The following is a 12,756-nucleotide window of genomic DNA, read 5'->3' as shown; positions in this document are numbered from 1 at the left end:
ATTCCATCATAGCCACAGCAGCAGGTTGGAGGTAAGATCTCATAGGAACTTAATAACCGTCAAGTGTCGTATCTTGCTAATTCGCCCATTACCCGTTGTCACTGCCTTTCTGGATGCTTTGAATGATTCGCTCAAGTCCATCAATTCCTCTGCGCAGTTGAGTAGATCCCAGAAAGTGGCACTGGGCGTTTTTATCATGGGAATCGTGGTAACTAAAACTATTAACTGGGCTGCTTTTGAGCGCAGAAGCTTAGGCAGATTCAAAGCGACCCGTCTGTGCTGGATGTTTTATCAAGCAGAAATTGCATGGCAAAGCCTGCTACAGGCCAGCGTCAGAAATATTCTTCTACGCTATGGAATACAAAGTGGAACCCTTGCTATCGACGATACAGGAAAAAAGCGCACTAAAAGGACTTCAAAAATCGACGGTGCCCATAAGATAAAAGACAAATCAACAGGTGGTTATTTTAATGGGCAGGAACTGGTGTTTATGGTGCTCGTTACTGAAGTAGCTACCTTTCCAGTAGGGTTTCGCTTTTATATTCCTGACCCTGAGTTATCTGCATGGAGGAAGAAAGACAAGGCGCTCAGGAAGCAAGGCATTCAGAAAAAAGAACGACCGAACCGTCCTGAGCCAGATCATGTTCGTTACCCCACCATGCAGTCGTTGACGCTGGTTATGCTGCAAGAATTTGTTGATTCGTTTCCCAACATTACGATCAAAGCAATTCTCGCTGATGCACTGTATGGCACAGGAGACTTTATGGATAAGGCTGCGGAAATAACAGGCGGAGCCCAGGTTGTCAGCCAACTGCGCTCGAATCAGAAAGTATCCAACCGAAACCACTCGGAAGCGACTCTCAAAGCTTACTTTTCGCGCCAGAAAGGCGCTGAAACTCAACTCATAATACGCGGTGGCAAAGAAGAGCAGGTCACGATGCTGGCTGCTCGGCTGTATGTTAAGGCTCATGGGAAAAGACGTTTTGTTATTGCCCTGAAGTATGAGGGTGAAGAGGATTATCGCTATCTGGTGGCTTCAGATATGTCATGGCGGCATACCGACATAGCCAGGATTTACACCTTGAGGTGGTTGGTCGAGGTTTTCATTCAAGACTGGAAAGCTCATTGTGGCTGGAACAGGTTGAGCAAACAGCAAGGTGCTGACGGATCGCAGCGCGGCGTGATCCTGAGCCTGCTGTGCGAACACATGCTGTTACTGCACCCTGAGCAATTCGTCCTACTGAAAAACAAACAGGCCGGAATGCCCGCAGGCTGTCTGATCGAACGCCTCAATGCAGAAGCCTTGCTTGCTACGGTGAAATCAGTGGTTGAATCGGAAGATCCAGATACCGAGCTTAAGGCTCTGGCCTTAGCCTTAGAGCATACTTTGCCCAAGCGGGAGTCGAGCAGGCATATGGCTGGTAGAGACCTGGGAGAACAAAAGGCAACTGACTCACTCAAAGCACACGCCCGGAAGTTTAAACTTTTAGATGCAGCTTAGAATCGAGATAAATACGTTACTTGTTTAGGTAAAACTGCAGCATCGAGTATAAGAAATCAGCCTGTGCAGCACCCGTAATAAGAAACAAAGACAACAGGGGCAACATATACTTCGTTTTCATCAGCGCCTCTTTGTATTGAGATTATGTTGAGAAGCTTTGGTTGAATACTCCGGAATAAACTCCGGAGCATTGAGTGGTTAATTTATTACTTGGAAGATGAAAGCAATTCCGGAAACATCTTCTTTATGGATTGTCTGTTGGCATCACAGAAACCACGCTCAGTGATTAACCCGGTTACAAGCTCTGCCGGTGTGACATCGAAGGCATAGTTAGCGCAACGGGTTCCTTCAGGTGCGGTATTAACGATACCCCGCTTTCCCAGTTCTGTTATACCCTGCACGTGGGACTGCTCCTGACCGGCACGCTGTTCGATAGGAATTTCTTTTACGCCGTCAGCCACTTCAGGGTCGATCGTAGGAGAGGGCAGGGCAACATAGAAAGGAACCCGATTCTCTTTCGCGGCCAGTGCTTTCAGGTAGGTGCCAATTTTATTGCAGACATCGCCATTAGCAGTAACCCGGTCGGTACCGACAATGACCATATCCACTTCACCATGCTGCATCAGGTGGCCGCCTGCATTATCAGCAATAAGAGTATGTTTTACGCCGTGTTTGCCAAGTTCGAATGCGGTCAGTGTGCCCTGATTACGGGGTCTGGTTTCATCAACCCAGACATGTACATCGATGCCTTCGTTATACGCCATATAAATAGGAGCCAAAGCGGTTCCCCAATCGACGGTTGCTAACCAGCCCGCGTTGCAATGGGTCATAATATTAACGGTTTCGCCTTCTGGTTTGGCTGCAGCGATCTGCTTGATCAGTTCAAGACCATGAATACCAATGTTTTTGCAGAGCTCTACATCCTCGTCAGCAATGTCTGCACAGACTTTGAAAGCCAGTTCTTTTCGGGATATTTCTGGCACGTTTAAAACAGCCTGTTTCAGTCGCTGTAGTGCCCATTTCAGGTTAATGGCCGTTGGACGTGTTTCAACAAGCACCTTGTAACTGTCTTCTATATGCCTGTCACTGGTATCTTCGCTGATGGCAAAGGCAAGGCCGTAGGCACCAACCACGCCGATGAGTGGAGCCCCTCTGGTTTTCATAGTAACAATAGCGTCTGCAGCTTCTGCCATTGTGCTGAGAGTAAGAATTTCCAGACTGTAGGGAAGCCGTTCCTGATTAAAAATATGGATACTTTTTTTATCGTCAGAAAGCCAGACGGAACGGTATTGCTTGCCATCAATTTTCATAGAACTGCCTTTAATAATGCGGTGGGTTCAGAGTCGAACGTAAATGCAACTTTATGGTAGGCATTAATGTGTGTGGCAAAAATGACAATTGTCATGAACGAAAAATTATTTTTTAAATAAATGATTAGCGTTTGTATGAGGGCGAGTGAATAGAAATAGTTTGAAAGGAAAATGCTGAATAAAAGAAAACGGGCAGGTAATAGAATTGCCTGTCCGTTTTCAGGTTAAATGAAACTAATTTAGTTGAAACTTATTTTTGATTTTCAAAGCGATAAATCGCTTCTAGCACTATTTGAATTTCATCTTCCCACGCCTGAACCAGCTTCTGGTTATCACTTTCCTTGGTACCATCATCGTAATAAATTTCGTTAGTCGCCAGGTTCACCGAGGCACCATAAATAGCCGCGGCACGAATCCCCTTACGATGCGCAGTGGTAAAGATGGCAGAGGCTTCCATTTCAATGCGAAGCCTAGGGTCTGATTCCCCGCAGCTTGCTGCGATTCTGCGGCGTTAGCCGCAGCATGGGTTTGTGTCTACATTGGAGAGATGGCTAAAAGCAGTTTTATCCGAAAATCTCACAATGTAACTGTACTTATGTATCATTTAGTCTGCCCTGCAAAATATAGACGAGTAGTGTTCAGTGCAGATGTAGACGACACACTCAAGAAAGTTTGTTTAGATATAACTGACCGTTATGAGATATATTTTTTGGAAATTGGAACAGACAAGGATCATGTCCACTTTTTGATACAGTCAGTACCAACGCTAAGTCCTAAGGATATTGTCCAAACGGTAAAAAGCATTACGGCGAGAGAAATATTTAAACGCAACCCAGAAGTAAGGAAGGAGCTATGGGGTGGTGCGTTATGGAGTTCCGGTTATTTTATGACGACAGTAGGGCAGAATGCTGGAGAAGACGTAATAGCTAAATATGTTAAGAATCAAGGAAATAACGACTATCAACAGCTATATAGGTCACCAATGAACCCAAATCAAATGAGCTTGTTCATGCAGTGAACTTGCGACTATGCATAGATACCTCGCAGCTTGCTGCGAGGTAGTTCAAGTGTGCCGAGCATGTTGCACAGCTTGGGGGTGAAAGTCCCCTGCCCAGCCAGATGAGGGCGAAGGGCTAGCGAAGCACAAGGTTTGTATCGCGAGGTGCAGACTGAAGGCAGTGTGGAGCAAAACTGCGAGCTGACGAATAGAAATCGGATATGAGGCTGTCTGCGTGAGGACGAGTCAGCATGTGATGACGAAGTCCCATACTCATCCGGACACTCGGACAGTAAATCCGGCAGTTGTGCAGGGAAGGCGGTGTAACTTACCTCGGGAGGTCTGTCTGGTGTCTGATATTTCAGACTGAGGTCATCGTAAGATGTCCTGATCGCCATACAGAAGTCAGCAGACGGCATAGTAGCTGGCGAAGTCAGTGAAGGCCTGAACGGTTAGAGCGGTGATTAGTTTCTGTTTCTCGATATATCGGACGCAGACAAAGGCCAGCAAACACTGGTGCTCATGCCAAGCGGTGACGGCGGAACCGAAAGCTGCAAGGTCATAAGAGCTGAGACTATATCGGCATTACAGGATTACAAAAGCCCGGCGGGTGGTGTGAGTCATATGTCTTGTATCACTGACCCTTCCATTGTCATGTTTGTGCTGATGGTAGACGCTTAACTAACCGAAACGCCCAGTACGGACCCGTACGCTGGGTGTTGTGGGAGGAGTGGAGCCGCGAGGCTCCACCCTATCCCGATTCGTGGTCGATTCCCACCTTCGTGGGAATGAGGTAAGTTGGTATATTCTGTGTTGCTAGTCCCATAAGAGGCTGTTTTAAAACTAAACCAGCCCCTTATACCAATTCCATCTTCAAGCCACCCAAAGGTTCTCTCTACGACCTATCGCCTGGCTTGCACAACAAATTTACCCCGTGGGCGCTTTGTGATTTCCAGCTCTCGTCTCGGCTTTCTCCGATAAAACCACTCTTCCAGATACCCTCTGTAACCGCAGTCTGCCCAAACCTTAGGATTTTCTTAAAGTGCTTGATCATACAGGCAAGTAATATTTCTCCAGAAATACTGTCACTATATGAAGGGTAATACAATACATTGTGTACGAATTTTCTTGAGTCAGTGGTCTATAGCTTTTAAAACAGCGTCTTACAAAATTTTTGTGATTATTATTGATGAAAATTCTAACAGGATTAGGAGTAGACTTCCTGCCCGAAACCATTAAAATCAGAGCCAGAACACGCAGGTTAAAAAATAGTCAATATGATGGTTTTATCCAACTATCAGCCTCTCTCCCAAAATGAAATGATCCAGCTACAATCCTTGGATCTCCGTATTTTTTCTTCTCAGGTGTAAAATCCCATGAACAACAAGTTAAAAGATTCTTCTTCATCCGTCAGCGCCCCTTTAAGAGTGGCTCTGTTGGGTACGGCTGGTGGGGAAGGGAAGCTTATGGTCCAGCGATTCAAAAGGATGGTCGAGCAGAAATTGTGGCCGTCTGCGCCCGCAGCAAAGCAACCCTCGATAAGGCCAGAGAGGATATTGGTGCGCACCTTTCCCTGTACGAGGACTTCACAAAACTGTTAGCGCAAGAAAGCCTGGATGCCCTGTTCATTGCAGTACCTGATGAATTGCATGAAAGCTACCTGAGGCAGGCTATTGAAACCGGGGTTGCTATTTTTTATGAACCGCCCATTTCTAATCAGCCAGAACGTATTCCGGCGATGCTGGACGTTTTGCAGAATGCTTCTCAACTGCTTCACGGTGATACGGAACTGGTTTATACCCCGGTGTTTCAGCAGACTTCTGATCTGATCAATGACAATCTCATTGGCGACATTCGTCATATATCTCTGGAGCTGAACTCAAACTGGGGACCAATTCCTGACTGTGAGCTGTCCCTGATCAATAATATTGCGCCCTGGTATTTTGATGTTATCTCACGGGTGTCAGGCAAACTGCCCAAACGGGTCATGGTGCTTGAAGATTCCGACTATATCAGCAGTCTTAGTCAGAACCAAAGCCTCGCGGTACTGGATTTTGGTACTTTTTCCGCGACTTTAAGAGCCAATATTGCTGCGGCTGTGGCCAGTGACGAGACCACACTGACGGTACATGGTACGGAGGGAGACCTGGTAGCCAGCTACTTTACTGGCAACCTGAAATGGCGCACCAGAGCGAATCCTGAGTGGTCGCAGAAGCAGGTAGACCCAATCCTTCCAGTTGCAGGTTGGCCAGGTATTCATGAGTCGGTTATCGCATTTTTTAACGCCTTGCAACAAGGTGAACGAACCTTGAACAATCCTTGGCGAATGGCTCAAATGTGTGCAGCTGGTGCGGCAGCCGAAACGTCCAGACTGAATCGCGACTGGATTGATGTTCAATATCCCGCTGAAAGTGCTGCGCCCTGACAACTCCCCCAACTAAGAGGTTGTAGCAAAAGTAATGGAATGACGGAATTAACTCTCAATCGTCATCTCTGCGAATGCGGAGATCCACTATTTATGGTGGGTTCCCGCCTGCGCGGGAACGACGAAGTTTTAATACTTCGCGTTTTCAGGACTTTTGCGACAGCCTCCTAAAGTTGGGGGGCTTCCTTTGTGCTGGTTCTACGCTTGTTTGTGAACACAGCGACAGCATTGTGAGAAAGGCGTCGTATTCTGACTCTTTCAAAATCGCTCTAGCGAGGTATAGGGATTACCGGATTCTCGGTAAGATAAAAAAGAAAAAATACCATCGAAGTGGTCGTTGATTGATTCAAGATCCGTGACGATATTCAACTACGTCTCTCCGAGTCTTTTGAAACTGCCCTTGAGCTAATCGTGATGAGTCATAGCAGGGTTTTGTTAATCTTGATCACAGCCTTCTGAATTTTCTTATCATCCTTGCGATAGCAGGGGCGATGAATGTCTCCTGGGTAGAAAATGGCAAAGTCGCCTTCGCCCAGAGACAGGTACCTTTCATCTTTGATGCCTTCTACGTAGGCAACGTCCTGATCCAGAATATGATCATCAGTCACTGTGTCGTATTGATTATTTTCTGAATAACCAATCACTTCACGGCCTTTCAGTACCACTTCAATATCGACGTACTGGTCATGAAATTCCGGCGAGGTTTCCTCACAGTCACAACCTTCGAGGGTGTCTGAGTACCAGTACAGGTCTTCGCCCATCACTTCGTAACGTTTGCAGGCGGTCAGAGCATCATCCATCCTGGCAATGATGTCTTTCATTGCCATCTTGATGATGGGGTTAAACTGGTGGATATCGTCGATGTCTTTCAGATTACCGGTAATCATATCGTTCTCGTTATAGCGTTATTGGAAAAGGAATCCGATACAGGCTGAGTCTGTCTGTTGAATTTTTTGTACGACAGCTCATTGATACTCAGTGATAAGCGTGCAGAGTTCTTTTAAAATAATGGCGTTGGCCAGAAAAAAAATTGATCTGTGACAAGATAAAAAACAATCAACAGATTTTATTCGTACGGAGGAAAGGCAGTGGACACCATTAAAGGGTATCACGCCCATATCTATTTTGATCCTGACGAATATGCGGTGGCTGAATCATTATGCAGAGCCGCCGATGAGCGCTTCAATCTTAAAATGGGACGATTGCACAGTCAGCCGGTTGGGCCACACCCGAGAGGAAGTTGCCAGCTGGCTTTCAGTGCCGGGCGGTTCGGAGAACTGATTCCCTGGCTACTGGTAAACCGGAACAGTCTGACGGTGATGGTTCACGGGCTGACCGGCGATGATATCAGAGATCATACCGAGTACGTGTTCTGGCTGGGAAATCAGGAAACGCTGGATCTGGACAAGCTGTAGAGGGGGGATTTAAGCCCTGATCAGGGCTTAATCTGACTGACATCGGTCAGCAGTTCGTTAAGGATTTCCATTTTTTCTTTCGACAGGCTACTGGTGAGCTTGTTGTAGCTGGCGTCAACTTCCGGTGCCATTTCTTCCAGCAGGCTGCGGGCTTTTTCTGTGGCACTGATCAGGGTACGACGGTGGTCGTCGGGAGACTTACGACGCTGTACGTATTCCTGCTGCTCCAGTCGCTGGATAATGCCTGTCAGGCTGGGGCTGAGAATGCAGCAGGTTTCGGCTAACTGTTTGGTTTCCATTTCCTCATGGTCATTCAATACCCTCAGTACACGCCACTGTTGTTCGGTAATCGAGTGCTCCTGAAGCATGGGGCGAAAAAAGCTCATAGCCGCTTCACGCGCTTTCAGCAATTTCAGGGGTAAAGAGTTTTCGTATTTACGCATGGGGAATACTGCTTTAGTAGGAGGGTGCCGATTGTGTTCATCTTAGAGAGGATAATCAAGTCTTTGATTAAAATATGAGCGCTTTTTACGACCTGTTGACCGTTTGGTAGTGGCACAGTTCTGTGATTCTAGCCCTGTCTGCTAAAATACGACATTCGGCAACTTTGAAAAATGCGGTTTAAAAATGTGCCTTACGCAAGTCCTCTGTACAACATGTGGCAGTAACCAAGTTCGGCCTTTCGGATACAGCACTCATGATGTTCCACGATACTATTGCTGTAATGACAAATGTGAAATCAAAACCTTCATGCTTGAATATCGCTACAAGGCCTGTGAGCCTGGCGTTAAAGAAAAAATCATCGATATGGCAATAAATGGCAGCGGAATCAGGGATACAAGTAAAGTACTCGGAATAAGCAAGACAACAGTAATAAAGACTCTAAAAAAAAAGAAAGCGGTCTGGTAAAGGTCAACCCAAATATTCAAACTATTGATCTCAAGTCAGATGCAATTATTCATGTAGGGCTTGTCTGCCAAGAGGCTGAGCTAGATGAGCAGTGGTCGTATGTTCATGATAAATCGAACCAACGCTGGCTTTGGTATGCTGTTGATCACGCTACAAATACCGTGCTTGCTTATGTTTTCGGAAAACGGAAAGATGAAGTTTTTAAAGAACTCAAAACACTTCTGAAGCCATTTGGTATTAATAAATTTTACACCGATGATTGGGGAGCCTATGAGCGACACCTTGATGAAAACATGCATATTATTGGTAAAGCAAACACTCAGAAGATAGAGCGTAAAAACCTTAATTTTCGGACTTGGATTAAACGGTTGGCCAGAAAGACAATTTGTTTTTCAAAGCTCGAAAAGATGCACGATATTGTTATTGGATTATTGATTAATAAAGTTGAGTTTGGGGTCAATATTCACGCGATATAACAGTTCTGGCCCACTACCGACCGTTTTTTGTTAACGGATGGGAATGAGGGAGTCAGAGCCTTCTTTGGCAACGGGTCAGGAATTCAGGTATTCTCTGGCGCTTTTTTCGGACAACCTCAAGTGGCTTCACTATCTGATGATGGTTAATCCTGCATGGTTTCGCCGAAAATCAGCTACCTTGTACAATTGTTCTTCTCAATAATGGAGTCTTCCTTTTATGCCTGCCTCTTTTCCTGAACAGGAAAATACCCTGAAGCATTATCTCGATAGCCATGCTGATGACCAGCAACAGGCTGACCTGATGGGGGAATTACTCATCCGGGTGACAGCCGGTGATGAGGTAACAGGCAGCGTGTCCAAATACCATGCTCATGTTGGTACCGGTGTATTGCACAGGGCGTTCAGTGTGTTGCTGTTTAATGAACAGGGGCAACTGCTGATTCAGAAACGCTCTGCTGACAAAATTACCTTTCCCGGCTATTGGGCAAATACCTGCTGTTCCCACCCGCTTTATTCAGAAGATGAACTGGAAACGGATGGCAGTGCAGGGGTGAAACGGGCAGCTATCAGGAAACTGGCTCAGGAGCTGGGGATCAGGGATGAACTGGTAGAAGGCGACTTTACGGCCATGACCCGCCTGCATTATCGGGCAGAATCCGGTAATGGCTGGGTTGAAGAAGAACTGGATCATATCCTCATTGCCAGAGCCAGTGTGACACTGGCTCTGAATGCCAACGAGGTTGAATCTGTCCGTTGGGTGTCCCGTGATGAACTGGCTGAATTGCTCTTGAGCCAAGAGGTTCTTGTGGCTCCCTGGTTCCGGATTATTGCCGAACAGCTGTTGCCGGGCTGGTGGCCACATATTCAGGATCAGAAGGCCCTGGAGCAATTGGCTGATCAGCGGATCATCAGGGTTTGAGTACGGTTACTCTGTAACAGCGCGAATGCCTTTCTCTTCGATGGTAATCAGGCGCTGTTTGTATAAGCCGCCCAGTGCCATTTTAAAACTGCGTTTACTGGCGCTAAACTGTTTGCGAATAATAGCAGGATCAGTTTTGTCGTTAATGGGCAGAAAACCATTATTGGCATTCAGTTGATCCAGTATCGCCTGACCCAGACCGGACACGGCGCTTTTATCAAAGCCCGGCTTTTTAAGGCTCAAATCAATTTTACCGTCGTCACGAACCCGTTTGATAAAACCATCCAGATGGTCGCCAATAGACAGCGCTTTACCAGACTCCTGAACGTCCTGATCGAAGATCAAACCTTGGTGGCGGTTGTTAATAATCGCCATATAACCAAGATCGGTGCGGTCACTGATCAGCAGTGAGACAGGCTGACCGTTTTTGTAGGTGGGCTTTTGCTGGCTCAGGAAACGGTTGATTTTGCTGGAAGCAACAATGCGACGGCTCTGGTCATCCTGATACAGATACACGACATAGGACTTTCCTGCTTCCATCCGGGTTTTCTGTTCCGGGTAAGGGCACAGCAGGTCTTTGCCCAGGTTCCAATCCAGAAACGCCCCCACCGGATTCACCTGTTTAACCATAAGGCTGGCAAACTCACCCACCCGGGCCAGCGGTGTTTCGGTGGTGGCAATCAGGCAATCGTCGGAGTCGAGGTAGACAAATACATCTACTTCATCACCCACCGAGCAGCCTTCTGGCACAAAGCGTTTGGGCAGAAGGATTTCGTCAAACTGCTTACCGTCCAGAAATACACCGAAGCCCACCTTGTCAACGACCTTCAGGCGGTTCTGGCGTCCAATTTTAACAAACTGTTCAGTCATAAAAGCAGTCCTGAGTAAAAGTGGCGCCGAGTATAAACCTCATCCGGGTGCGAGCAAATGGATATTGCTACCAATAAGTGATGTTCGAAGTTGATAGTCAATGCATCAGGGTAGATGAATGATGGTTCTTTTTATGGTCTAGACTGCTTGGCGTTCCGTTTTGAGCAGGACGAATGCCCGGAGTGAACGGGTATCAACAGTCTTTGATGTGTTTCTGCATGAAGGTGTTAATCAAAGTCATGAAAATAAAAAAAACGATCGGCTATGTTGATCTGAGGGAATGTTTTACCTTGGGTAAATATGGGAGAAGGTTGCTGACCTTTGGGCTTGGTAGCCTGATTTTGCTGTTTGCTTTGGAGTCCGGTGCAGGGCTTAACGGGCGGTCTGATTTTGATAGTCGCCTAAACCAGCTGCTGCAGGTTAATAACAACAAAAGAGTCGTGGATTATTTTAATCAAGACGGTGTTCGGGATCGCTTGTTTAGTGCCATGATTAGTCACGGATATTTGATTAACCCAAATGATCAGCAAATCAACCAGGATCTGAGCTCTGTCATTCGCATGTACAATGATAGGTTCTCATCTTCAGGCTCTTATTTAGATCCGGAAGAATTGGTGAGTGCTGCTGAATCTTCAGGCATTTTCGATAGTGGTGCGACTTTTAATGAGGCGCAGCATTCTTCAGCTTCTCAGAGGCTGTTTCAAAAGCTATAGACCACTGACTCAAGAAAATTCGTACACAATGTATTACCCTTCATAGAGTTACGCGAAGACCGACTTTTAACAGGTAGGGCAGAAATTACTACTTTACGGACGGACGATAAGTTATTTTTTAAACACCAGCCCTTTCATGGCGGAGATCAACTTTTCAAGCGGCTATCAAGTTCTCGAATTGAATAGCAGGCTTCCCTGCCTGCACATTCAGGAACACGCCCACGTTATAGGCCAGCAGCTTGCGGGCTATCCGTGCGGTCATATGCCACATGTTACGACAGCCGCTGTACTCAATATCGAAGTAATGCGCCAGCTGCCCTATGACTGTTTCAACCCTGCGCCGAACTCGCATAATCAGTTTTACGAACTTTTTGGGACGGCTATCCTTCATGTTTTTCCTCAAGGGTGTTTGCAGGTCTATGCCAATAGCTTCGCAATCTTCTCTGAAAATCGGCCTGATGTAGCCTTTATCACCCAGCAGCAATCCGGCAATAGTTTCTATCAAGTCGTAAGCGGCATCTCTTTCGTCAACGTTCGCAGGTCAAACTCAGAGAAACAGGTATCCCTGTCATCGAAATTAATAGGTGACCCTGAAAACCAAAAAATGATTTCTTTTTGGATGCACAGTAGCCATAGGCCACTTCGTCGTTAAAAATCTTTCGCCGCTTTGCCCTGGCTCTGTTGCAAACCTCTATAGGGAAGCCATCGATCAGGTGAACATCATCCATGTCAGCACCCAATAACTTTACTAATCGTTCAGTGATTTTTTGCTTTACGGCCCAGAGATTCGCCCCTTGTGAGGCCAGTTTTGTTCGGGCCGGTATATTGGGGAAGAGGTGCAGCCAGTGTCGTCGAAAGTACCGCCAGATATCCTTGTCCTTATGATAGCCAAGCCACTCACCGACAATTTCTATGGTGATCACCTCACTATCAGTGAGCTTGGGCTTGAAACCACGAGTTCTTAATGGCTTCGGGAAAAGCTCTTTGAACAGGTCATCAATCAGACAAAAGACATTAATGATAAACTCTTCTATGGGCATGACTGTCACCGGCTATTTTAGCAATCTGTCTTTGTATACAGATGTTGGTGTAGTCATGCCTCATGAGAAGTCAAAAAAGTCGTCCTTCGCGTTATAGAATCAATATCAGATGCCGCGCGGTTAACGTGTGGTGTTCAGGTCGGTGTCAACAGTGTAGGGTTCAATTTTTCCTGTATTCATC

Annotated in this window: 13 protein-coding genes and 1 pseudogene; 8 read left to right on the top strand and 6 right to left on the bottom strand. The window is 46.4% G+C overall.

Annotated elements, in window-relative coordinates; translation table 11 throughout:
* Positions 1 to 73: 73 nt before the first annotated feature.
* Complete coding sequence (locus EZMO1_RS16315) at positions 74 to 1,501, top strand: transposase (protein WP_145912468.1); 1,428 nt, start codon at positions 74 to 76, stop codon at positions 1,499 to 1,501.
* A 206-nt stretch (positions 1,502 to 1,707) separates the two neighbouring features.
* Here EZMO1_RS16315 and mtnA read toward each other — a convergent pair whose 3' ends face one another.
* Together mtnA and EZMO1_RS16305 are read right to left on the bottom strand one after the other, a co-directional pair.
* The gene (mtnA, locus tag EZMO1_RS16310; RefSeq protein WP_034877136.1) at positions 1,708 to 2,811 is read right to left on the bottom strand and encodes an S-methyl-5-thioribose-1-phosphate isomerase; all 1,104 of its coding nucleotides are present in this window, start codon (positions 2,809 to 2,811) and stop codon (positions 1,708 to 1,710) included.
* A 250-nt stretch (positions 2,812 to 3,061) separates the two neighbouring features.
* On the bottom strand, positions 3,062 to 3,268 hold the full coding sequence (locus tag EZMO1_RS16305; protein ID WP_034877139.1) for a nucleoside phosphorylase-I family protein: 207 nt from the start codon (positions 3,266 to 3,268) through the stop codon (positions 3,062 to 3,064).
* A 90-nt stretch (positions 3,269 to 3,358) separates the two neighbouring features.
* On the opposite strand from EZMO1_RS16305, the gene tnpA reads away from it, so the two are divergent.
* The 3 genes from tnpA (at position 3,359) to EZMO1_RS16295 (ending at position 6,233) form a co-directional block, all read left to right on the top strand.
* Entirely contained in the window at positions 3,359 to 3,829 is a 471-nt protein-coding gene (gene tnpA / locus EZMO1_RS16300) for an IS200/IS605 family transposase (protein WP_034877142.1), read from the top strand.
* Positions 3,830 to 4,330: 501 nt separating this feature from the next.
* The gene (locus tag EZMO1_RS26920; protein ID WP_160173990.1) at positions 4,331 to 4,489 is read left to right on the top strand and encodes a hypothetical protein; all 159 of its coding nucleotides are present in this window, start codon (positions 4,331 to 4,333) and stop codon (positions 4,487 to 4,489) included.
* 652 nt (positions 4,490 to 5,141) lie between these two features.
* Positions 5,142 to 6,233, top strand: a complete 1,092-nt coding sequence (locus EZMO1_RS16295) for a Gfo/Idh/MocA family oxidoreductase (RefSeq protein ID WP_082212208.1) — start codon at positions 5,142 to 5,144, stop codon at positions 6,231 to 6,233.
* A 419-nt stretch (positions 6,234 to 6,652) separates the two neighbouring features.
* Here the strand turns inward: EZMO1_RS16295 and EZMO1_RS16290 are convergent, their stop codons facing one another.
* A complete protein-coding gene (locus EZMO1_RS16290; RefSeq protein ID WP_034877148.1) occupies positions 6,653 to 7,120 on the bottom strand; it encodes a NanQ anomerase/TabA/YiaL family protein in 468 nt (155 codons plus the stop codon).
* Between the two features lie 201 nt (positions 7,121 to 7,321).
* Between EZMO1_RS16290 and EZMO1_RS16285 the strand changes: the two genes are divergently transcribed.
* Entirely contained in the window at positions 7,322 to 7,648 is a 327-nt protein-coding gene (locus EZMO1_RS16285; protein ID WP_034877151.1) for a DOPA 4,5-dioxygenase family protein, read from the top strand.
* Between the two features lie 20 nt (positions 7,649 to 7,668).
* Here EZMO1_RS16285 and hpaR read toward each other — a convergent pair whose 3' ends face one another.
* The gene (gene hpaR / locus EZMO1_RS16280; RefSeq protein WP_034877154.1) at positions 7,669 to 8,091 is read right to left on the bottom strand and encodes a homoprotocatechuate degradation operon regulator HpaR; all 423 of its coding nucleotides are present in this window, start codon (positions 8,089 to 8,091) and stop codon (positions 7,669 to 7,671) included.
* Between the two features lie 184 nt (positions 8,092 to 8,275).
* Here hpaR and EZMO1_RS28240 point away from each other — a divergent pair.
* Together EZMO1_RS28240 and idi are read left to right on the top strand one after the other, a co-directional pair.
* Positions 8,276 to 9,033 (top strand): IS1 family transposase gene (locus EZMO1_RS28240; RefSeq protein WP_420809906.1). Its coding sequence is split into 2 segments (ribosomal slippage): positions 8,276 to 8,543 and positions 8,543 to 9,033, totalling 759 coding nucleotides; the frame shifts between segments, so codons are not numbered across the junction.
* Between the two features lie 217 nt (positions 9,034 to 9,250).
* Positions 9,251 to 9,952, top strand: coding sequence for an isopentenyl-diphosphate delta-isomerase (gene idi, locus EZMO1_RS16265; protein WP_051790819.1), 702 nt, complete (start codon positions 9,251 to 9,253; stop codon positions 9,950 to 9,952).
* A 6-nt stretch (positions 9,953 to 9,958) separates the two neighbouring features.
* On the opposite strand, the gene EZMO1_RS16260 is transcribed toward idi, so the two are convergent.
* Positions 9,959 to 10,822 carry a CvfB family protein gene (locus tag EZMO1_RS16260; protein ID WP_034880319.1) on the bottom strand — a complete coding sequence of 288 codons (864 nt, stop codon included), beginning with the start codon at positions 10,820 to 10,822 and terminating at the stop codon, positions 9,959 to 9,961.
* 239 nt (positions 10,823 to 11,061) lie between these two features.
* Between EZMO1_RS16260 and EZMO1_RS16255 the strand changes: the two genes are divergently transcribed.
* Complete coding sequence (locus tag EZMO1_RS16255; RefSeq protein WP_145912633.1) at positions 11,062 to 11,535, top strand: hypothetical protein; 474 nt, start codon at positions 11,062 to 11,064, stop codon at positions 11,533 to 11,535.
* 154 nt (positions 11,536 to 11,689) lie between these two features.
* On the opposite strand, the pseudogene EZMO1_RS27880 reads toward EZMO1_RS16255, so the two are convergent.
* Positions 11,690 to 12,263, bottom strand: a pseudogene (locus EZMO1_RS27880) (IS982 family transposase).
* Between the last annotated feature and the right edge of the window lie 493 nt (positions 12,264 to 12,756).

It is taken from the genome of Endozoicomonas montiporae CL-33 (assembly GCF_001583435.1).
Lineage (GTDB): Bacteria > Pseudomonadota > Gammaproteobacteria > Pseudomonadales > Endozoicomonadaceae > Endozoicomonas_A > Endozoicomonas_A montiporae.
Note: the sequence above shows the minus strand (reverse complement) of the source record. Positions and strands in the feature narration are given on the sequence as shown.

Bases quoted from the DNA above. Each gene is read 5' to 3' on its own strand.
- tnpA (WP_034877142.1), top strand. From the start codon at position 3,359: ATGGCTAAAAGCAGTTTTATCCGAAAATCTCACAATGTAACTGTACTT.
- idi (WP_051790819.1), top strand. From the start codon at position 9,251: ATGCCTGCCTCTTTTCCTGAACAGGAAAATACCCTGAAGCATTATCTC.
- EZMO1_RS16260 (WP_034880319.1), bottom strand. From the start codon at position 10,822: ATGACTGAACAGTTTGTTAAAATTGGACGCCAGAACCGCCTGAAGGTC.
- EZMO1_RS16255 (WP_145912633.1), top strand. From the start codon at position 11,062: ATGAAAATAAAAAAAACGATCGGCTATGTTGATCTGAGGGAATGTTTT.
- EZMO1_RS16305 (WP_034877139.1), bottom strand. From the start codon at position 3,268: ATGGAAGCCTCTGCCATCTTTACCACTGCGCATCGTAAGGGGATTCGT.
- EZMO1_RS26920 (WP_160173990.1), top strand. From the start codon at position 4,331: ATGCCAAGCGGTGACGGCGGAACCGAAAGCTGCAAGGTCATAAGAGCT.
- mtnA (WP_034877136.1), bottom strand. From the start codon at position 2,811: ATGAAAATTGATGGCAAGCAATACCGTTCCGTCTGGCTTTCTGACGAT.
- hpaR (WP_034877154.1), bottom strand. From the start codon at position 8,091: ATGCGTAAATACGAAAACTCTTTACCCCTGAAATTGCTGAAAGCGCGT.
- EZMO1_RS16290 (WP_034877148.1), bottom strand. From the start codon at position 7,120: ATGATTACCGGTAATCTGAAAGACATCGACGATATCCACCAGTTTAAC.